Raw genomic sequence first — 21763 nt, forward strand, 5'->3', positions numbered from 1 at the left:
TTTATTATTTTACTACCTTAACAGTTTTGCTACTACTGCCTGCTGTTACGGTTACCATATAAGTGCCTTTTGCCCATAATGATGTATCTATTGCAGTACCGGTACTGCCCGGTGATAACTGCATAACCTGCTGCCCCAAAAGGTTTGTTACCCTTATGCCTGTTATACTTTCCTGTGCGGTAAGGTTAAGCACATTATTTACAGGGTTGGGATAATAGCTAAATCCTTTGATAGTGTTTTCTCCCGTGCCCATTGTGCCCTCATAGGTAAGCTCAATATCATCAATAGCACCCCAGCCTACTGTAGATGGGTCGTTAAGGTTGTTTGACCTGAACGTAAATACCAGATATTTTGTACCGCCTGCCGCTTCTGCGGGTAGCGGCACATTTATTTCGGTAAAGTCGGCTAAAGCACCGGTAGTTGGATACCTTTCGCCAAACTGTGATGAGGACGGGGTATTACCGGTAGAAGGAGCATCATCTGTTAAAGAAAGATACAGGTAATCATTTGGCCCTGTTGAAGGGTCAATAAATACAACCTCCTGTTTGTATTTAAAGGTAAGCTGCATGTTAGCCGCATCATCCGGAAGGGTAATCTGCCTGTAAAAATGCACTGTGCGCCCTCCGGCATTTGTACCCACACTGGTAGGCGATGCACCAATAAAAGCACACCTGTCGCCATTATAGCCCGGCTGCGCCGAACCTACCTGCCATTTGCGGCTGCCATAGCTTGCATTCTGCACATCCCAGCCGTTACCTTCAAAAGTATCAGCATTTTCAAAACCGCCATCTCCGGCAGGGTCAATAACAGTTATAGTAGATTGGGCTTTTGCCTCAACCCCTAAAAACATCAGCGCAAAGGCTGAGAAAAGAGTAATTTTTTTCATGGTCAATAATTTTTATGTTTGTTAATTATCTTTATTTACAATAATCCATAAGCAGTTTATCCTTCCATAACTTTCTTTCCCCTGCCTTTGCTTTCCTGCCTATTTTAAAAAATCTTCCCTTATTGGGCTAAAAACATCTATAAGCATACCTGCCTCAAGGCAAACTGCGCCATGCAGCACATTTGGTGCTATATAAAATGCGTCGCCCTGCTGTAGTATTTTCTTTTCACCGTCTATGCTTACTTCAAATTTTCCTGAAACCACATAAGATGTCTGTGAGTGGTAATGCTGGTGCAGGGGCCCTATACCTCCTTTTTCAAACATTACCTTAACCATCATTATGCTTACGTCATATCCTGTTATCTGGCGTTTTACTCCTTCGGCTACAGGTTCCCAGGGGTTTTCGCTTTCAACAAAAAATGCATCAGTCCTTAATTCCATTTTTTAATTTATTAGTAGTTTATAATTTCCGTTCCAACTATATTTTTTCCCGCCAAGGGTTAATGTATGTGCCGTATTGGCTTTAGCCGGTTTGTTGGCAAACATTAATATGTATTCTTTATTATTTTTAAATGTTACCGATAATGCAGTATAATTCTTATCGTTATGCAACAGCTTTATAGCGGTTATTTTTGAATGCGGATCCTGCACCGATTCAAGTTTCGGGTCAAAACTGCCATGAGGCTCTATCACACTAACAAAAGTGTAATTGTCTTTACTGTTTACCCGAACCATATACCCCGACTCTGCACGCAGGTTAAACTTCGGGTCGTTAGCCCCGGCCTTTGTAAAAACAAGCTGCGTATCTGTATCTGTTACAGTTGATATGGTATAAAACCTTGAGTCGTTAAGCCAGGTGAATTTTGAAATCCCGTTATTACCCTTGCCTTCGGCCAACTTCCATAAATGCTGGTAACCATTGGCTGAACCTAAAACGCTTAATGAGCTGGTAAAGGGAGTATATTCAAAATCGGTTTCCATTATATGCCCGCTGTACATAAAGTTCAAGTCATATTTATGTTTTTGTTTTGATTGCAAAGAATATACATCAATAACAAAAGGTACATCTCCCCCCACAACTGCAACTGTACGCTGCATATTTGTATCAGGATAAGCATTTTCTTCAACAGCGCTTACAATTTGTATCGCTTCAGGCTTTGCTATATCGCTAAATATAAGTTGCGGACTGTGCTCCTCACCTTTTTTCCATTCAGCACCATAATGGGATGTTTCATCTACAACAACAGTATTGTGTGCTACCGATTGCTGTGCATAACTATGGTTTTCATCAAGGTACCTGCCCCCACTTTTAGATTCTACATTCAGGAAACGGGCAGCGCCATAGTCCTGCAATATTTCTTTATCATTATTATACAGTAGTATGCCAAGCCTGTCAAAATGGCCATGCCCCATACCCTGCGATGCAAATTTATATACCAGCGTAAGCTGCTCGCCTTTTTTACTGGTATCTGCCCTTAGCAGTGCAACACCGCCCGATTTACCATCAGCGCCATCTGAAATAATAGCTGATTCCTTTATATATTTTGCTTCTTTTGAAAGGTTTTGCACCGCTTGTGCTGCAGCAAAGCCAGCACCTGCCATTACCACCTGACCCTGTTCCTTTATTACCGGAAGCAAAGAAGCATCATTATAGTATTGGTAGGCAATATCGGCTGCAAAAACAAGCTCTTCGCTTAGGAAGTTTTTTTCTTTTAACGAGTCGTTAAACGGAAAGAAATAGCCATTTCCATCGGTTAACTGGAAAACTGTTTTTACAGCTTTACCCAAAACCCTGTCCTTGAATTCAAAAATTTTAATTTCTGGCTGATTTATATTTATTGCCTGCGCAAAAACCATAAACGGCTGTAATGCGTAACGCTGGTAATAAGGCCCTTCAGAGTAATAGCCATCCGGTGAAAACAACAGTTCAATTTGCTTTATAAAGCCGGATTTTCCATCTTTGGCAGAGCCGTAAAGGGCACGGTCAACCATATCTTTATCTTTAAGTACATAACCTGTCATGCCAACACCAGCCACAGCCCATGTGCCATGGTTATGTATTTTATTAAAAGTATCCTTGCCGCCTTCACTCTCACTCAAAAAGGCAGCCATGCTCCTGAAAACATCGCGCTCAATTATTTCGCGGTTGGCAGCACTGATATCTGCCTTTACTAAATCGTAGGCCTGTATGCCGTGAACTAACCAAACACAGTCATTCAGGCCCTGCCAGAACAATTTACCGGCATTTTGTGTTTTTTTACGCTGGGGATGCAGCGGTAAACCCGGATACATTTTGGCATATTGTAAAAGCATGTTTTCTACAAACTTTGCATAAGCCTTTTCTCCGGTAACCCTGTAGGCAACTCCTGCTGCATACATTTCCCTGTAATTTCTTTTATGCTTTTCATGGGTGTAGCCCCCGCCGTTATCGGCGGGTAGCGGTACCTCAATTTTATTTTTAAGTGCCTTATCGGCAGTTTTCCTTATTTTATCAAATGACTTTTCCAGTATTTTGTACTCCTTTAAATGGCTGCTAATATTTTGTGCATCCGTTTTGGAAAGTAATAATACAGGGTCATTTTGTGCAGTTACCAAAGTAGTTGCAGCAAAAAAAGATAAGGCTATTAGTTTTTTAAAATTCATTATAATTTAAAATCCGGTTAATTGAACATATCGGTAACATCAACAGCCCCGGCTTCTGTAAGTACTGCATCAGTAATCATAAACCAGTCTGCATTTACCTCAAGTGGAACGCCTGCCTGGTTATCGCTCAGGTAGTTCATCCTCATATAATTGCCGCTTAAAAAGTCTGAAGCCGTTACACCCGGGAAAAGGTCGCGCAGCCTAATGGCTACAAGCTGCCAGTCGCTGCCGGTGTTATAATGTACCAGCTTCCTGCTTGAAGAAGAAGTCATATACAGCCTTAGCGTTGGGGTTGTATTATTGGTGTTAAGCCAGAAATGCAGCACAGGATTGTCATTAAATGCCCCTGCATCAAAAACAGTTTTCCATGTGTCGTTATCGGAGAATGTAAAGCGCATGTAGGCTATACTGCTTCCGTTATTATTAGGCGAAAGTATTTCGGCATGGTAGTAATTGCTTCCTCCGGGAAACGGTGGCTGCGGTAATGAACCGTTTAGCGTGCTCACCAATAAATGGCTGGAAACACTTGATGTGGATGAAATAACTTCCGTACCATGGTTTTCAAAATTGAAATAGGTTTCAATATCCCTGTTAATATAGGGTACGGCATTGCTTACTATCTGCTCGCCCTCACCGTAATTAAGCGTTATTGCATAAGAACCTGAAGCAAGCGATGCAGGCGGATTAAAGGTTAAGTTGCCCGGAGCAGTTGTAAAATCAGTTACCTCTGTAGTACCTAATAAAACTGATGTAATCAAATTCATATTCTGCCCGGTTATAGTGGCAGGATTATTTTTAATTATTGCCGAAGGGAATGATGATACTACAGGCAGCGGTATGTAAATAGTGAAACTTTCTACCAGTACTATGGTTTCCTCTCCGCTTGTGGTATTGTAAGTATAGCTAAGCTGCATGGGGCTTTGGTTATTATTGGGTGTCCTTACAATAATTGTCCTGTCATCCTGCAGTTCAATAACGCCGTCCACATTGCCAAAGCTTACTTTAGTAATAACCTGCAGGTTTTCCCCTTCTATAGTAATGGTTTCATTTACTGTAGTCTGGTCAGGCAGGGTAGACTCTATAACCGGAACCGGATAAGTAACAATAAGTTCCTCTGCCGACTCCGCCACTTTATCAGAGTTGGTTTCCAGCCTTATTATGCCGTTAACGGCGTTGGCAGGAACACGTATAATCATAGTTTTTGCATTTTCCCGTGAATAGATTTCTGCTTCGGCATCACCTATGTAAGCACGGGTTACAAAGTTCAGGTAAGTACCCTGTATGGTTACCAGCCCCTGTATTGGTGCAGTACCGGGCGAAAAGCTTTCTATAGTAGGCTGTGCACCCAGTATTTCCTCAAAGGTTTTATCCACTTCAATATCGGCATCGCAGGCTAAAACAAACACTGCAAGTGCCATACACAAAATGCCTGTTATTTTTTTGTATAATCTTGTTTTCATAATTGTAATGTTTTTAGTTTTTTTCCTGTAAAACACCTATATCCCTGCCATCAGTACCTGCATTTTTAAGCGGTGATTTATCTTTAAGAATAAACCTTTCCTTATCAGAATAATTAGGATTTTTATTAATCAGGTTTGATGAAACTGCTTTTGATGTTAACTTTACCTCTCCTGAATTGTAAACCGCAGAATTGCTTATGCTGTTGCTCTTTCCATCAAGCCTTACCGGGTTGATAAGTAATGGGTTTTCATAAAATACACTATTTTCTATTGTAACGGTAACTATACCTTTGGTAAGCAAAACCTGGTCTTTATCCCTTGAGCCTGTTTTACTGAAAACACAGTGGTTTACATATAGGTTGCCTCCCAGCGTAGATTCGTCATTGCCGCCACGGTAATAATGCAGTACCCATTGTGTAAAGTCAGTAAATACGGAGTTTTCAAATATTATGTTTTCTGCATTATACTTTCCTTTATCATCCTTTTCATAAGAAAGGTTAAAGCCCCTGAAATTATTTTTAATGATACTGTTGCTCACCTTGATTGTATCAGCCAGCGTACCTTTATTAGCTTTAAACACTGCGCCTCCTTCAGAATTGGTAAAGCCCGAAATCAGTGAATTGTCTATATACAGGCTGTAATTGCCCGGTGTATCTTCAGATGGGGAATTGATTGCATATTTTACGTCTGTATTTTCTTTGCCTGAAAGGGCAATTTTATTAAACGTAAGCCTAGCGCCTGAGTCAACCTTAAACATGTAATTGGCTTTCTTTTCAGGTTGTGCCGTAAAAAATATGCGGGTTTTTTCGGCTCCTTCTCCCAAAATGGTAATATCTGACTTAATTACCGCAGAACGTTCCATTTCATAATCACCTGCCGTTAACTTAAGAGTTGTTTTACCTTTCGCTTTTTTAATGGCTGCTTCAAGAGTACCTTTGCCCGGCTCTACAGTTATGGTTTCAACAGCAATCGTTTTTACTTTTTTTGTTGTGCTGGCATCCCAGCTTACTCCTGTTTTAGCATCCAGTGCGGCCTTAAATTTTTTACTGTCTATATTTTGGCCTTTAGGTATGTAAAGTTGGCCCTGCTTTTCCCAGTTAAGTTTTTTCGCAGTAAAGCCCTGTGGTAGTTTTGCATTAGGCGCATCTGCAATATTGTCTTTAAATGTTATGCCATCCATTTTATCATAAAATGTGGCAACAGCATCTTTTTCCGTATAAATAATATTGCCCTTAATACTACTGTTTACAGGCGGCAGTGTCCTTTCGGCATCGCTGCCTGCCCCAAGCTGAAACGGAGAGCAGTTATAATAAATATTGCCAACCACCTGTGCATCTTTCACCTGGTTGTAGCGGTTAAGCGCACTATTCGGCACACCGTTCATAACTACTAACGGCCCGCGAAAATCAGTACCTGTAAGTTCTCCAAAATAATTATTCCTTACAATATGGCCTTCATTGATAACACGCACACCACCGGTATAAGGTTGGTTGTTGCCTAAAAAGACATTGTCCTCAACAATACAGTTATTACCATGGCGCATAACCAATGACCCCTGCGATTCAAGGAAAAGGTTATTCCTGTATATATTATTGCAGGATTTGTTGGAAACCACCTCAACCTCGCCATTGCATTTTTCAAAAGTATTGAGCTCTACAAGGGTGTTGGATTGATACATGGAGTTGGTACTTGTACCTATCCTGATGGTTTCGCCACCGTTGGAACCCAAAGGCGGGCGTTCGCCAAAATAATTATGGTCTATCCTGTGGTTATTATTGTGGTTTTCCTCGCCTTTAAGCCAAACCACCATAGTACATCCCTGGTTGGTTTTTCCTGAAACCGTGCAGTGGTCAACCCTGTTATTTTTACCCCAAAGCTCAATCCAGTGGTTGGTGTCTGACTTCGCCTCGGGGTTATAATCTGTAATAGCACAATTAGTAAGCCTTGAATTGTTAGCTATAGTTTTATCATTTTTAAAGCTTATTACATATTTCTTATCAGAATAGCCGTCTTTAAACCAAAGCCCGTTTACAACAAGGTATTTGCCGCCCATTTCTAACGAGGATTTACCCGTTAAGGCTACTTTGCCTGGGGTTTCAGCCTCAAGGTAAACAGAGTCTTTTGCAGTGCCGTTTGCATTAAAGGCAATTACACTGTCTTTCCAGGTGCCATTAGCCATAATAATCCTGTCCCCCGGCTTTACATTTACCATTGCAGAATTAAGCTCGGCCATATTGGCAACTTTAATATTTGCCGCGCCTGCGGTTTGCAGCCCCGCAATAAGCAAGGCAGCAAAGGTTTTATATATATTTTTTTTAGAATTGATCATAATTAATATCCTGTATTTTGAGCAATGCTTGGGTTAAGGTCTATTTCATACTGCGGTATAGGCAGGTATAGCTGGTAGTGCTGCAGTGCCGGAGTATTAAATGCCGGATGGTCAGGGTCATTATACTGAAACTCAGTGGCAAAATGCTGGCTCATTACCGTTATGGCACGCCCGCTCCTCACAAGGTCAAACCAGCGATGGTTTTCAAAAGCAAATTCCAGCCTCCGCTCATTTTCAAGAGCCAGTTTAAAGTCAAAATAAGTACTAACCTGGTCAAATGTCAGTGCGGCAGCAGCGCCAAGCGAACGTTTGCGCACATCATTAAGATAACCTAAAGCCTCGGCATCAGGCCCGCTCTGCTCATTAATAACTTCTGCCAAAAGTAAAAGCGCATCGGCATAACGGGTTATAATCCAATCATTGCCGCTATCATCAACTACATTAAACTGCGAGTTATATTTTATAACATGCCTGTCGTCATTTACCACACCCTGAAAGCCAATCCACTCATCAGCCATTGAAGCTGCCTTGCGCGGGTCGCCTGCAGGATAAGCATCCGACATGCTTTCGGTTGGCACGTTAAGCCCGTCGCCATTACCAAAAACCACATAATTATCACTTTGCAGCGGCGAAAAGAAGTTAGGGAAGGGAGAGCCAAGGCCCACACCACCCGACTGATAGCGTACTGCAAAAAGTATTTCGTTATTATATTCATTACCAATATCAAAAACCGAAGCGTAATTATCCAAAAGGCCGTGTGTACCGGTAACTACATCGGTAAGTACTGTCCTCGCTTCTGTAAGGTCGCCTGCCGCCTTGCGGGTAAGCAATGCTTTGCCCAGCAGTGTTTTTGCAGCATCAATAGTAACCCTGCCTAAATTAACGCCTGCTTGCTCCGGTGGCAGCAATTGCGAAGCCTGCCTGAAATCTTCTATAAGAAAATCATACACCTCATTTTGCGGGCTCCTGTCCATTGTTTTTGCCTCCTTGCCGGATATTGGGCGCTCCACAAGGAAAACACCCCCCCAAAGGCGCACAAGGTTAAAATAGGCATGCGCCCTTAAAAAACGTGCTTCTCCCTCATAAGTATTACGCTCTGTTTCATTGGTTACCACATCAAGGTTTTGCAGCACTATGTTGGCAAGATTGATTGTCCTGTAGCATGCCCTCCAGTACTCCTCTATATAAATGTTTTGCGATTGTGCCACATGCCTGTCAATTTCACGTATGGGCAAATCTTTAGATTCAGAAGAAACAGGGTTCATATAAGTATTGTCGGAGCGTAATTCGGTAAGCATCCATTCCCTGTTCTGCATGCCGTAAAGGCTGTTATATATAGCTATTACAGCAAGGTTAACTTCTTCGGGGGTTTTGTAAAACTCATCAACCCCTATTTCCGAAATCGGCTGAAGGTCAAGCGTTTCTTCACAACCTGTTATAGCTAACAGGCCTGCAAAAAACAAAACTTTAAGGTTAAACAGCTTTATATTTTTCATTTTCATAATTTTTTAGAAATTAACATCAATACCAAGTGCAATTGTCCTCTGTACCGGGTAAGCCCCGCGCTGGTAGCCGGAAATAAGCGGTGAAGCATACAATCCGCTTGTATTTAAGGCTTCAGGGTTAAGGCCGGTAAAATCTTTTGCCTTCAGGTATAAAAGGTTTTCAGCTGTAAGATAAAAGCGCGCCTTGGCAAGTCCTATTTTTTGGGTAACATCTTCAGGGAGTTTAAAGCCTAAAGTAACTGCGCGTAATGAAAGGTATGATGCATCCTGTATAAGATAATCGGTATTTTGCCATGCACGCCCCAGGTTTTCCCTTGGCTTGCTGGCCGGCACACCTTCGCTAAACCAACGTCCCTGTACAAATTCTTTTTGCAGGTATCGTGTTTCATTATAATAGCCATCGCCGTAAAACACCTCACCACCCACAGAACCCTGAACAAGGAAATTCATGTCAAAATTCCCGTAGGTAAAGGAGTTGTAAAAGCCCCAGGTAAAATCAGGGAACGGGCTGCCCAATGTAGTACGGTCATCAGCGGTAATTTCGCCATCACCGTTCAGGTCAGCCACACGTATGCCTCCCACAGCATCGTCTGAAGAACTCGGGTTGTTAGCCAATTGTTCGGCAGACTGCCATACCCCTATCATTTTATACCCGTAAAATTGTATTGCTTCTTCGCCTACGCGGGCTATATACTGCTCATTTCTTTCACCCTGGCTTATAAACTGTGCCTCGCCTCCCAGTGAAATAAGTTTGTTTTTGTTGGCGGCAATGTTAAATGACGGCCTCCATGTAAACTTGCCCGCCTTAATATTGGCTGAAACCTCAGCTTCAATACCACTGTTTTGTATTTTACCAATGTTATTAAAAAACTGGTTGTGCCCTGTTGCAAATGATACATTCTGCTGAAGTAAAAGCCTGTCGGTTACAGAGTAATAATAATCAAACGTTACATTTAATTTATTGCCGAAAAAACCTGCATCAACCCCTGTATCATATTCATATGTCTGCTCCCAGCTTATCGCAGGGTTTCCTAGTACCGAGCCTGTTTCCCCAAGTCCTGATGTTACACTGCCTGTACCACCGCCTAAAGAATAATTTGCGGCATACAGAAGATTGGTAAATGAGTAGTTTGGAATATTGTTATTACCTGTTACACCAAAACTTGACCTTATTTTAAAACGGTTGATAAATTCAATATTGTTTTTCCAGAAGTTTTCTTCGCTCACATTCCATCCTGCAGAAACCGAAGGGAAAAAACCATATTTATTTTCAGGGCCAAATACCGATGATCCATCGGCACGTGCCGCAACTGATAAAAGGTATCTGTTTTTATAAGAGTAGTTTACCCTGGCAAGGAATGAAAGCAGGTTGTCTTCCTCTTTGCGGGTGAATGTTTGCTCAGCATCAATAAGGTTAGCCGCATTTAATGTGGCTATATAGTCCGATGAAAACTGCGAGCCATACATATTGGAGTATTTGTAGTTTGTTTTCTGGTAGGTTATACCACCCAAAACGTTAAGGTCATGGTCGCCTTTAGTCCAGTCCCATGTAAGGGTGTTTTCCGTTAGCAGCCTTACACGCATGGTACTGTTATCCTGCCCTAATGCCTGCCCTGTATATTCTGCTTCTGAGCTTCTGAAACGTTCATAATTGGAATAATCAACATTTACACCACCCGATGTCCTGAAACGTAATTTTTTGGTAATCCTGTAATCAAGGGCAAAGTTGGTAAGCATCCTGTAATCGTGCTGATACCTCTGGTCGCTTTCCAACCTTGAAATAGGGTTATTATTATTGGTTCCCCATAATGAAGCGGTAAAATCCTGCGGAACACCATCCTCATCTATATAATTAAAATTGACATTTTGAAAATGCCTTCCATGTGCATAGCTTCCTAACGGATAACCTGTAAGCCCGGAAGTATATTCCGTATGCCTTACGGGAAGAAAAGTGTAAGTCCTTGCAAAATCGGTGAATGATACGCTCGACCTTCTCCTTTGGGTATAAGACGGCCTTACATTAACATCAAGCGTAAGCTTATCCGATAGTTTGGTTTTAACCCTGGACTGAAAATTTACCCTCCTAAGGAAGTTGTCTTTCAGCAAGCCTTCATCATCAATGTACTGCCCTGATATATAATACGTAGTACCATTTTTACCACCTGATACATTTAGCTGGTAATTTTTTATAAGTGCCGGGCTGCGCTGCCCTTCCCTCTGCCAGTCAACCTCGCCGTGCCTTGCCACTTCGCGCATACCCTTTTCACGTGTGGTAAATGCTATTACAGCCGGGTCGCGCCCTTCCTGAGAGGCCAGGTAGTTTTCATTAATCTGGCGTTCCCTGCGCAGCATGTCGGTATATTCAAATGTGTTTAAAAGGTCAAGGTTGTCATAGGCTGACTTTACACCAAAATAAGTTTTAAACTCATAGGATGTTACCGAATCTGAACCTTCTTTTGTAGTTACCAGTATCACACCATTGGCGCCCCTTGAGCCGTATATAGCTGTAGAACTTGCGTCTTTCAGTACTTCTATAGATTCTATAGTGCTTGGGTTAATAAATTCAAGCCCGTTTTCTATGGGAAAACCATCAACTACAACAAGCGGGTTGCTGCTGGCACTAATAGAGCCAAGCCCCCTTATCCTTATCTGTGGTGCCTCGCCTACTTCGCTGGTTATGTTTTGTATCTGCAAACCTGCAATGCGGCCCTGTAAAGCCTTGTCCACCCGCGAACTGGTTACCTCATCAAGATTTTCATTTTCAAGTTTGGAAACTGAACCTGTTATTGACGATTTTTTTTGTGTACCGTATCCCACAACTACCACTTCGTCAAGTTCGGTAGATGCACCTTTCATGGTTATGGATACCTCCCTTTCGCCATTAAGGATAACAACCACCGTTTCCATCCCCAAATAGGAAACCTGCAAAGTTTCTTTGCCTGTAACCTCTATGGAAAAATTTCCGTCAAGGTCGGTGCTTACAACTTTTGTAGTGCCAAAAACAGTTACGTTGGCACCCGGAAGCGTCTGGTTATCATCGGCTGAATATACCGTACCTTTTAAAATGTACTTATCCTGCGCAAATAATACAGACGTAACCAATAAGGCTGTAAAAAAGAATAGTGTTTTAAGTTTCATAAACTAACATTCAATATTTTTGGTTAATACTTACTGCCGGCCCTGCCGCTTAGGTATGGCAAAGCCCTTTTGGCGCAGATAAATAACCCTCACTTCCCCAAGCGATATTTAGTTATCCTGCCATTACCGTCTAAAAAAATGCACGTTGAATTTACAACTGCATGGTGCCGCTATTCATTATTGTTTCCGTTTGGCTGCAATATTCATAAAGCAGTTTAAAATGGTGCTGCAGATAGTGCCTTGCCGCCACGGGGTTTTGATTTTTTATAGCTTCAAAAATCTGCAGGTGCTCCATGATATTATCACTTGCCATAGAGCTTTTGCAAACATGGTATTTTTCAAAATTTGTAATTATTTCGGGCGTTATAATAAGCATTAGCGTATTCATTACCGAATTGCCGCTTGCCTCCGAAATTTTAAGGTGAAACATTAAATCTTCCTCAACCGCATTTTCATTACGTTCCACTTTATTCTGGTAAGCTATTAAAGCCTCCTCAATTTGTATAAGGTGCTGTGTGGTGCGCCTTTCGGCTGCCAGTGAAACAATGTTTGTTTCCAGCATTATCCTTGTTTCAACCAACGATTTAAAATCAGGCTTTTTTAGCTGAAGTATATCGGTAAACATACCGCTAAGTGCAGGCACGCCAAGCTTGGCAACAAACGTACCACTTTGCGGAAGCGTTTTAAGTAAACCGTAAAACTCCAGCTTCTGGATAACTTCCCTTACATTGCCCCTGCTTACACCCAGTTCTTCAGAAAGTTTCCTTTCAGAGGGAAGCCTGTCACCCGGCTTTAACTTTTGCGAAGTAATGAGATCCCTTATTTTAGCTATAATCTCTTTTTCTTCTGCTTTAAAAGTGCCTTCAAGTCCAAATTCATTCATTTTTAAACTAAATTGGTTGACCAAATATACGAAAATTTAAATATCTCCAAATTATTGGTTATTTTTTACATATATTTAATTTTTAGAGAATATTTATTGAATATATTTTAATTAATTTTTAATTATAAGCAATATCAATATAGATTTTAAGGCATTTTTAACAATCCGCTAAAACGTTTTCGGTAAATTATTAATCAAGATTTTTATAATTATGCCCAATTACTGCCCAACCAATTATAATTATTAACGTATTATTTACTAAGCATAAAGGGTTTATTTAGTATTTTTGCAGTTAACAATTACTTACAGGTTTAATATTCTAACATTCAATATTGTAGCTAAACCCTCACTTCCCCAAGCGATGCAAGTTACTCATGTAAATAATATAAACCTGTAATACAAGGAGCCTTTATAAAGGCTCCTTTTTTTATGCGACACAACTTTAGTTATGATATATGTATAAATACATGCATAATATTGATATGAATACAATTAATCACCGCAATAATTAAAAATATATTAACGTTATTGTTTTTGGTTGACCAATTATATTTATATTAGCACCCAAACTATAGCGTAATTATGAAAAGAATAATATTATTTATGCTTGCCCTTGTTTTTGGGCAGGCTTATGCAAAAGTTACACTCCCTAAATTCTTCTCCAGCCATATGGTATTGCAAAGAGAAGCTCCCATAACCATTTATGGTTGGGCAGATAAGGGCAAAACTGTGAGTATTGAATTTGCAGGTAAAACGTTACAGGCAAAAGCCGATAATAAAGGCGAGTGGAGTATAACTTTCCCTGCCATGCAGGCCGGGGGGCCATATACCGTAAATATAACCGAGGATAATAAAATTATATTTAATGATGTATATATAGGTGATGTATGGTTTTGCTCAGGGCAGTCGAACATGGGGTGGAAACTGGAAAATGCTGTAAATGGCGAGCAGGAGCTTGCTAACGCCAGCCATGAAAAAATAAAACTACTTCAGGTTTCCAGGACTATGGCTGGCATACCGCAAAATGATATAGAAAAAGGTTCCTGGGCTACGAGTTCTCCGCAAAGTGCCGAAGGCTTCTCGGCAGTAGCCTATTTTTTTGGGCGTGAGCTTTATAATAAATACCAGGTACCCATAGGGCTCATCAATTCATCTTGGGGAGGCACAAACATTGAAGCATGGCTAAGCGCCGATGTTATGGGAAAACATCCTGAAGCGGCAAAAACAATAGCCAAAATGAAAGGTATTGATTTTAGCAATGTAATGAAAGATTACAAGAAAGATTTTGATGCCTGGAATAAAAAAGCCGATAATGACGATGTGGGTTTGAAACAGCAGTGGTATAACAAAGATTATGACACTAAATCGTGGAAAAATATTGAGCTGCCGGTATATTGGAAAAAAGCGAAAGTTGAGCCCAATGATGGTATAATATGGGTAACCCGCGAGTTTACACTTACGGAAAGAGACCTTACAGAAGATGAGCTTACCCTGAGCATAGGGCGTGTGGATAACGAAGATATTACTTATATAAACGGCAACAAAGTTGCCGAAAGCACCAATAAAGACCTTGAGCGCGTTTACAATGTTGCAAAGGAAAATTTTACGCCAGGTAAAAATATAATTACCATACGTGTTAAAAATTCTGGTGATGTTGGCGGTTTCAGGAGCGATGCTTCAGCATTATACCTGCAAACGCCTTCAAGGAAAATAAGCCTGGCAGGCACATGGCGGTATGAAGCAGGCACAAAAGATATTGAACCCGTGCCCGTAAGGCAGCACCCCACTATTTATCCTACTTCATTATATAATGGCATGGTTGCCCCGTTTTTCGGTATAAAAATTAAAGGTATAATTTGGTATCAGGGTGAGGCCAATTCTAAAAACGCTGCTGAATATGCATCGCTTTTTAAAGCAATGATAACCGACTGGAGAAACCACTGGGGGCAAGACTACCCTTTTATATTTGCGCAGCTTCCCAACTACGACAACCAGAATGGCAGGTGGATAACACTACGCGAATCGCAAAGCAAGGCACTTGAGCTTAAAAATACAGGCATGGTTACACTTATTGATGTGGGCGAAGATGATAATATACACCCTATTAATAAACAGGAACCGGGCAGGAGGTTTGCCGTTGTGGCACAAAACGTTGCCTACGGAGATAAACTGCCTGCAAGTGCGCCGGTTTATACAAGCTACAAGCAGGATGCAAATGCAATTTTTGTTACTTTTAATGAAGCAGGGTTTGAATTGAAAGGCAATACTAACGCCTTAAGCGGATTTACAATTGCCGGAAGCGATAAAAAGTTTTATCCCGCAAATGCCAGCCTGCAAAGCGATGGCAAAACTATAAAGGTTTGGAGCGATAAAGTACAGAAGCCTGCTGCTGTGCGTTACCTATGGGCAGACGCACCCGGCAAGGTAATGCTTTATAATAAAGACGGCCTTGCAACGCCACCATTCAGGACAGACAATTGGTAATATTTGGAATAAAAAATAAAGGCTGTTTAAATATAAACAGCCTTTATTTTATGCGGCTTTCATTTTGTTTTACAAACGCTTCCCAGCCCGAGTAACTTTTGCCTGCCACGGTTTTCCCTGAATTAAAAAAATGGCATACCGCTGCCGCGAGCCCATCGGTACTATCCAGGTTTTTTGGCAACTCCTTTAATCCCAAAAGCTGCTGCAGCATTTTTGCAACCTGCTCCTTGCTGGCATTACCGTTGCCTGTAATTGCCATTTTAATTTTTTTAGGCTCATATTCGGTTATGGGTATCTGCCGGGATAAACCCGCGGCCATAGCCACACCCTGTGCCCTGCCGAGCTTTAGCATAGACTGGACATTTTTACCAAAAAAAGGAGCTTCAATGGCTATTTCATCAGGATGATGGGTTTCAATAAGTTCTATGGTACGCTCAAAAATCACCTTCAGCTTTACGTAATGGTCGTCATATTTGCTTAATTGCAGTTCATTGAGCTGCAAAAACTGCATATTTTTATTTACAACCTTAATGAGCCCAAAGCCCATTATTGTTGTACCGGGATCTATACCTAATATTATGCGTTCTAGTGCCAATCAGTATTATTGTACATTAATTATTACAGGAAGTATAAATTGTGTGGTTACAGGCACACCCTCCTTTTGCGCCGGCTCAATTTCGGGAAAACCGGTCAGCCTTGCTTTTATCAGGCTGTCAATGGCCTTTGTATTATAAGCAGTACTGTCAGCCGGGAACATGGGTTCAAATTTAAGGCTGGCATCCGAAAACACAGTAACTTCAACATCAATGGTATCTGCTTCAGGATAAAGCACAGCCAAGGTATCTGCTGAAAGTTTTTCCTGAATAATCCGGGCCATGGTTTCAAAAAAACATTCCTTTTTTTCTTCCTTATCCAGTATCGGCCCACATTCTGCTATTGAAGGATAAGCACTTACCTCGTTCCAGTTGATACGGGCAAGCTGCTCCTGCAATAATTCATCTTCATCAGGCACTTTGCCTTCAAAAAAATTGCATGATACGCCAAGAAATATAAAAATCAGTGCTGCAATTCGCTTCATTCCTGTAAGGAGATTTAGCCAAAAATAAGCAAAATATTTAAAGCTGAACCTATTAATTAAGCCTAAGTTTTATGGGTGCGCCAATTGTACAACAATCAAAATAATTGTTACGGCCCATGCATGTAGTAATATTTCTACATAAATTTGTAACTTATTGTATAGCAAGTAACAAAAATATATATTTATATTTGCATTCCCGTTTTTGCCCTCTAAAATACTTTATTCGTTTTTAGAATAAACGGTGATTAGTATAACAAATTGAAATTATTATTAACTAATTAAAAACGTTTGATTTAAAAATATTTTTTACCCTCAATACCCCTAAATTAATTTAATATGCTGAATAAATTACACAAAAGTGCAATTGCTTTTGCAATTGCATTGTTATCCTTTGGTATAACCTATGGGCAAAGCCCAACGCTTCCCGCAAAAGGCTTTAATGTTTTTACCGAAACCAACTTAACGCTTATCACTAATGAGTCTGAAGGCCCTATAGCCTGCGGCGGAGATTTAACCATTGCAGGAAACTACCAGGCAGCACTACACAGCGCAGGAAGCTTTACAGTAAATAATGTAAAGATTGGCGCCCTGATTAACGGCAAAGTAATTTACCAGTCGGGCAACTCATTACAAATACACCAAAATGCCTATGTAAAAATAGGAAATGGGCAAGGCTCCTACGTTTGGTATTATGACCAGAATAATGCGGCTTCGCCAATAAGGGTAACTCCTTCCTCAAATTACGACTCTTCTCCTAAAATTATGTTGCAGACCAACTCCAACCAACTTGGGGTGGGCGTTAACAACAATCCTGTTATACAAGGAGGATTGCTTGATTTTTCACTTGCTTTCCAGGAAATGAGGGCTACATCATTAAGCATTTCACAATGTACTGACAATGCACAGCTAACTAATGCAAATGGCCAGCCAATACCCAATAACAACCTGCCGAACCAAATAAAAATTAACCTGCAGAATGGTATTAATTACCTTAATATAAAAGGTTCGGACATGAATAATGTGCAGGTATTTAATTATAACCAGCAGCCAAGCGCATCAAAAATTTTAATTATCAACGTTGATGCACCCGGCACTTTTAACTGGAATGTATGGAACCAGACAGGTATAGGTTTTCAGCAATGCCCTTACGTACTTTACAATTTTTATAATACAACACAGTTAAATATTTCCGGAAACGGTTCGGTTGAAGGTACCGTATATGCACCTTTTGCCAATGTAAACAAAACAGCCAACCAGTCGAACATCGAGGGTCAGGTTATAGCCAAATCATTGGTTCATGGTGGCGGTGAAATGCACTATGCTGCATTTACACCATCGGTAACAGGTTGCGCGCCGGTTCCTGGAACGCCGCCTACAGCAGCGTTTACACCTAATAATACTTCACAGTGTCTTGTAAATAATGAATTTGTTTTTAACAACACTTCCAATACCGGAACGGCAGTACAGCCGGAAGCCCCTATAACCTACGCATGGGATTTTGGCGATGGCACTTCCAGCACCGATATGAACCCTGCAAAAGTTTATACCACAGCAGGCACTTATACAGTTACACTTACTGCAACCAATACTTATGGTACAGATACAAAAACACTGCAGGTAATGGTTTACCCATCTGTTGATGCTGTTGTTACACAATCAACCGTAAGCTCAGGGCAAGGCTCAGTTACCAAGCAATTTGTGCTTACAAACAGCAATAGCTTTGGTAATTTTTCATGGTCTTTACCGGGAACAGGCACAAATTTATTTGAAAACCAAAGTACTGTAAACTTTAGCTTTACTGCGGCTGGCTATTATGAAATAACAGTAAATACAACTGACAATAACGGCTGTATAAACACTACCATTATACCTGTTGTAATTGCTTCTGATGAAGTTAATACAGGAAACGAGGGTGGTTTGGAAAGCGAAAGCCTTGGCGATGCTTTATCTAAAAGGTATGTACACCGTAAAATGAAAAGCATCCCTACAGCTATAACAAAATCTGAAGCTACATTATATAATAAGAGCAGGATGATTGCGCTGGCATCGGCTAATAATATAGCCGCCCGCGGAAAAAGCAAGCAAATGCTTCTGGAAATGTTCCCTACCCAAATGGTAAATGGTGATGCAGCCCACGTAACATCCCCTACAGATATTTTAGATTATACCATAGCGGAAGAAGTATTGAGTGTTGACTTTTCTCAAAGCAACAAAACCAAAGGTGTTGTATTAGGAGTAAGGACTAGCAATAAAGTTTATAACCACACTAAAGCATCTTGCGACAGGCTGCGCGGTGCTGAAATTTTAAATGTGAAAACAGTTAAGCTAAACGGTTATAAATTCCTTATGCAGGCTATAAAGCAAAGAAACGGCGTTACTGAATATGCTATTTCATTTGCTGTAGGCAAAAATACAAACGATGATTTTTACACGCTGCAAAGCAACTGGTTTGTAAAGGAATATACCGCATCAAACGATGTGTATAACTTTCAGGTATGGTCAACAGTTCCTGAAAACACCGAAAAGCTGGTGAAGGATATTTTACAAAACCTTATATCTTTTATACCTGTTCAGCAAACTGAAATACAGAAGCTGCCTAAAACCTACGCTTCAAAAGTATCAAGGGAAGGGCTTGATATAGTTGTAAAACTGAAAAGCACAGAAAAAAACCAAAGCATTGAAATTGCAATGGATGAAGTATATACGGAAACCAACGGCTTTGCTTTAAGGTACAATCCTTTTATTTCAGAAAAAGAGCAAACTGTACACCTTGAAATAAAAGATGGTTATGAATATGACGGCTTAATTAAAGTGAATGGCGTGGTACAGGATGCCTTTTACCATGCAGATGGTAACTGGGGCCTTGATTATGATTCAAAATACACTACAATTAACAATTATCAGGTATTTAATAATTTTGACAGGGAATATAAAGAAGGGGAACTGGCTGTACACAGAAATGTAAAACTACAGGCGCACAGCGAATATGATTACTTAACATTATATAAATCATTACTGCCCGGGCAATTGCCTGATGACTATACAGGCTACCAGTATCTTTCATTTAAAGCCAAAGGAAGCGGCCTGTTAGAACTGGGGCTTATCAAATCGTCTGTTGAGAACTGGAAACACCAGTACAGGGCAGTGATTAATGTTGGTGAAGAAGAGCAGACTTATTATGTACCTTTCAGTTTCTTTACCTCAACCAAAAGCAATAAAAAAATCACAGCTGATGATTTAACCATGATAACTTTTACATTCCTTCCTGTAGAGGCCGGCACTAAGGATTTAGACCTGACTATAGAAGATGTGAAGTTCACAAATATGGCACCTCAGGGCTTTGAAGATTTACTAAACACTATGAAGAATGAGTTTATGGTGTACCCTAATCCTTCACTTGGTAATGTAAGTTGTTTACTATATACAGATGTTGCAACAGCAGCTACAGTAACGCTGCATGACATAACAGGCAAGCTTATTTATTCAGCTCCTGTAAACCTTACAGAAGGCAAAAATGAACTGGACTTTAATTTTAACGTACCATCAGGAATGATGTTCTTTAACATTACCAGCGATAAAATAAACTATGGTACTTCAAAAATCATATTCAAGTAAAACATAAGTTCAGATAAAAACAAAAAGAGCTGCCAAATGGCAGCTCTTTTTGTTTTACGTGTATATTAATTTTGCCTTATTGCTATAAATCAAAAAAGCCCTCCAATTTAATGGAAAGCTTTTCATTGGTCTAACTACTAAACCTACCCGTTTCCGGGCATAAACAACACAACTATCTTTAATATTGTTTGGCGCAAAAAGCCCCGCTGTTCGCAGGGCTTCTTTTGCTACTGGCGGTCTGGACGGGACTCGAACCCGCGACCCCATGCGTGACAGGCATGTATTCTAACCAACTGAACTACCAAACCAGTGCTTTATTGCGGTTGCAAATATACAACAGAATTTCACTTCTCCAAACTTTTTGAAACAAAAAGATAAAAAAATTTCACCCTGCTTATCCAAACTTTTGTTTTTCAACCAGGTAAGTTGTCAAAATTTTTTCAAATTTTTCATCTACCGCTACAGGCACATATTTAATTTGATATTGCATGCATGTTTCGGCTATTTTTTTAAAGTAGCCGGAAACAAGTTTTTCATACTCTTCCTTTACGTTTTCAGCAAAAAGGTTTACCTGCTCACCTGTTTCCGTATCAATAAATTTTCTTGGCGCATTATCAAAATCAAAGCGCAATTCTGTTTTCCTGTCGGTAACATGAAACAGCACTACTTTGTGCTTATTATGCTTAAGATGCTGTAATGCATTAAAAAGTTCATCATCATCACCCATCTGAAACATATCGGTAAACAAAATAATCATGGACCTGCGATGCATCTTCTGTGCTATTTGGTGAAGAAAGGTAGCTGTATCTGTTTTTTTCTGCCCTTGTGGGGTTATCAAAACATTTTCCAGCTTATCCAACAGCATCCGGTGATGCCTGCCACTTCCTTTTTCAGGCGCGTAAAATTCATAGCTGTCAGAATATATACTTAGCCCTGCTGCATCACGCTGCCTTTTGAGCAAATCCATCAACACTGCTGACGCAAGAACACTAAACCCTATTTTATTTTCATAAAAGCTTTGCCCTGCTTTTAATGCAGGATAATGCATGGATGAGGAATTATCTAATATAATATGACAGCGCATGTTAGTTTCTTCCTCAAATCGCTTTGTATATAGCTTATCAGTGCGTGCAAAAAGCTTCCAGTCGATATGGCGGGTGCTTTCGCCGGAGTTATACACCTTATGCTCTGCAAACTCCGAAGAAAAGCCGTGAAAAGGGCTTTTGTGCATTCCTGAAATAAAACCTTCCACTATTTGGTTTGCCAAAAGTTCCAGATGTGAAAATGCAGATATTTTTTCTAATTGTGCTTCAATCTTCATATTCAAATATAATCAAATTGACAAACCATTTACAATAAAAAAGCCCTGAACAAACAGGGCTTCTCTTTAAATTATAAAGATTATTACAGTAATGCATCAATAGCATCAGTATATGTTTGCTTAGGGGCAACGCCAACCTGCCTGCCTACAACTTCTCCATTTTGGAAAACAAGTACAGTAGGTATGTTTCTTATACCATATTTTGCAGCAAACTCTTGGTTGGCATCAACATCTACTTTACCAACTACTGCTTTGCCGTCATACTCCTGGCTTATTTCTTCTATAATTGGGCCTACCATACGGCAAGGTCCGCACCATGCAGCCCAAAAATCTACTAATACCGGTTTATCTGATTTTAATACTACTTCTTCAAAAGTAGCATCTGTTATTGCTTGTGCCATATTAAAATATCGTTAGTTTA

At 40.4% G+C, this 21763-nt stretch carries 14 protein-coding genes and 1 tRNA gene; 2 read left to right on the plus strand and 13 right to left on the minus strand.

The annotated features are described in order from the left end of the window. Window positions 1-4: 4 nt before the first annotated feature. The 8 genes from GSF09_RS03955 to GSF09_RS03990 form a co-directional block, all read right to left on the minus strand. Complete coding sequence (locus GSF09_RS03955; protein ID WP_159799641.1) at window positions 5-886, minus strand: T9SS-dependent choice-of-anchor J family protein; 882 nt, start codon at window positions 884-886, stop codon at window positions 5-7. A gap of 99 nt (window positions 887-985) precedes the next feature. Further along, complete coding sequence (locus GSF09_RS03960) at window positions 986-1327, minus strand: cupin domain-containing protein (protein ID WP_159799642.1); 342 nt, start codon at window positions 1325-1327, stop codon at window positions 986-988. Window positions 1328-1330: 3 nt separating this feature from the next. Then, window positions 1331-3529, minus strand: coding sequence for an alginate lyase family protein (locus GSF09_RS03965; protein WP_159799643.1), 2199 nt, complete (start codon window positions 3527-3529; stop codon window positions 1331-1333). A gap of 17 nt (window positions 3530-3546) precedes the next feature. After that, complete coding sequence (locus GSF09_RS03970; protein WP_159799644.1) at window positions 3547-4989, minus strand: IPT/TIG domain-containing protein; 1443 nt, start codon at window positions 4987-4989, stop codon at window positions 3547-3549. Between the two features lie 13 nt (window positions 4990-5002). Beyond that, on the minus strand, window positions 5003-7318 hold the full coding sequence (locus tag GSF09_RS03975) for a polysaccharide lyase 6 family protein (RefSeq protein ID WP_159799645.1): 2316 nt from the start codon (window positions 7316-7318) through the stop codon (window positions 5003-5005). Window positions 7319-7320: 2 nt separating this feature from the next. After that, the gene (locus GSF09_RS03980; protein WP_159799646.1) at window positions 7321-8814 is read right to left on the minus strand and encodes a RagB/SusD family nutrient uptake outer membrane protein; all 1494 of its coding nucleotides are present in this window, start codon (window positions 8812-8814) and stop codon (window positions 7321-7323) included. Between the two features lie 12 nt (window positions 8815-8826). Further along, the gene (locus GSF09_RS03985; protein ID WP_159799647.1) at window positions 8827-11961 is read right to left on the minus strand and encodes a TonB-dependent receptor; all 3135 of its coding nucleotides are present in this window, start codon (window positions 11959-11961) and stop codon (window positions 8827-8829) included. 151 nt (window positions 11962-12112) lie between these two features. Then, the gene (locus tag GSF09_RS03990) at window positions 12113-12844 is read right to left on the minus strand and encodes a FadR/GntR family transcriptional regulator (RefSeq protein ID WP_159799648.1); all 732 of its coding nucleotides are present in this window, start codon (window positions 12842-12844) and stop codon (window positions 12113-12115) included. Between the two features lie 582 nt (window positions 12845-13426). On the opposite strand from GSF09_RS03990, the gene GSF09_RS03995 reads away from it, so the two are divergent. Beyond that, window positions 13427-15328, plus strand: a complete 1902-nt coding sequence (locus GSF09_RS03995; protein WP_159799649.1) for a sialate O-acetylesterase — start codon at window positions 13427-13429, stop codon at window positions 15326-15328. Window positions 15329-15371: 43 nt separating this feature from the next. Here the strand turns inward: GSF09_RS03995 and ruvC are convergent, their stop codons facing one another. Next, window positions 15372-15923, minus strand: a complete 552-nt coding sequence (gene ruvC, locus GSF09_RS04000) for a crossover junction endodeoxyribonuclease RuvC (protein ID WP_159799650.1) — start codon at window positions 15921-15923, stop codon at window positions 15372-15374. A gap of 6 nt (window positions 15924-15929) precedes the next feature. Next, window positions 15930-16406 carry a hypothetical protein gene (locus tag GSF09_RS04005; protein WP_159799651.1) on the minus strand — a complete coding sequence of 159 codons (477 nt, stop codon included), beginning with the start codon at window positions 16404-16406 and terminating at the stop codon, window positions 15930-15932. 336 nt (window positions 16407-16742) lie between these two features. Here GSF09_RS04005 and GSF09_RS04010 point away from each other — a divergent pair, with 336 nt between their 5' ends. Beyond that, complete coding sequence (locus GSF09_RS04010) at window positions 16743-20021, plus strand: collagen-binding domain-containing protein (RefSeq protein WP_159799652.1); 3279 nt, start codon at window positions 16743-16745, stop codon at window positions 20019-20021. A gap of 231 nt (window positions 20022-20252) precedes the next feature. On the opposite strand, the gene GSF09_RS04015 is transcribed toward GSF09_RS04010, so the two are convergent. From GSF09_RS04015 to trxA, 3 genes are all read right to left on the minus strand, one after another. Then, a tRNA-Asp gene (locus GSF09_RS04015) sits at window positions 20253-20329 on the minus strand. A gap of 86 nt (window positions 20330-20415) precedes the next feature. Next, window positions 20416-21342, minus strand: a complete 927-nt coding sequence (locus tag GSF09_RS04020; RefSeq protein ID WP_159799653.1) for a DUF58 domain-containing protein — start codon at window positions 21340-21342, stop codon at window positions 20416-20418. An 83-nt stretch (window positions 21343-21425) separates the two neighbouring features. After that, entirely contained in the window at window positions 21426-21743 is a 318-nt protein-coding gene (gene trxA, locus GSF09_RS04025; protein WP_159799654.1) for a thioredoxin, read from the minus strand. Window positions 21744-21763: the final 20 nt, after the last annotated feature.

The sequence above is a fragment of the Flavobacterium sp. MK4S-17 genome (assembly GCF_009848495.1).
Lineage (GTDB): Bacteria > Bacteroidota > Bacteroidia > Flavobacteriales > Flavobacteriaceae > Flavobacterium.

Coding starts and splice junctions, on each gene's coding strand:
- GSF09_RS03970 (WP_159799644.1), bottom strand. CDS start 4,989: ATGAAAACAAGATTATACAAAAAAATAACAGGCATTTTGTGTATGGCA.
- GSF09_RS03960 (WP_159799642.1), bottom strand. CDS start 1,327: ATGGAATTAAGGACTGATGCATTTTTTGTTGAAAGCGAAAACCCCTGG.
- GSF09_RS04020 (WP_159799653.1), bottom strand. CDS start 21,342: ATGAAGATTGAAGCACAATTAGAAAAAATATCTGCATTTTCACATCTG.
- GSF09_RS04010 (WP_159799652.1), top strand. CDS start 16,743: ATGCTGAATAAATTACACAAAAGTGCAATTGCTTTTGCAATTGCATTG.
- GSF09_RS03965 (WP_159799643.1), bottom strand. CDS start 3,529: ATGAATTTTAAAAAACTAATAGCCTTATCTTTTTTTGCTGCAACTACT.
- GSF09_RS04005 (WP_159799651.1), bottom strand. CDS start 16,406: ATGAAGCGAATTGCAGCACTGATTTTTATATTTCTTGGCGTATCATGC.
- GSF09_RS03955 (WP_159799641.1), bottom strand. CDS start 886: ATGAAAAAAATTACTCTTTTCTCAGCCTTTGCGCTGATGTTTTTAGGG.
- trxA (WP_159799654.1), bottom strand. CDS start 21,743: ATGGCACAAGCAATAACAGATGCTACTTTTGAAGAAGTAGTATTAAAA.
- GSF09_RS03985 (WP_159799647.1), bottom strand. CDS start 11,961: ATGAAACTTAAAACACTATTCTTTTTTACAGCCTTATTGGTTACGTCT.
- GSF09_RS03980 (WP_159799646.1), bottom strand. CDS start 8,814: ATGAAAAATATAAAGCTGTTTAACCTTAAAGTTTTGTTTTTTGCAGGC.
- GSF09_RS03990 (WP_159799648.1), bottom strand. CDS start 12,844: ATGAATGAATTTGGACTTGAAGGCACTTTTAAAGCAGAAGAAAAAGAG.
- GSF09_RS03995 (WP_159799649.1), top strand. CDS start 13,427: ATGAAAAGAATAATATTATTTATGCTTGCCCTTGTTTTTGGGCAGGCT.
- GSF09_RS03975 (WP_159799645.1), bottom strand. CDS start 7,318: ATGATCAATTCTAAAAAAAATATATATAAAACCTTTGCTGCCTTGCTT.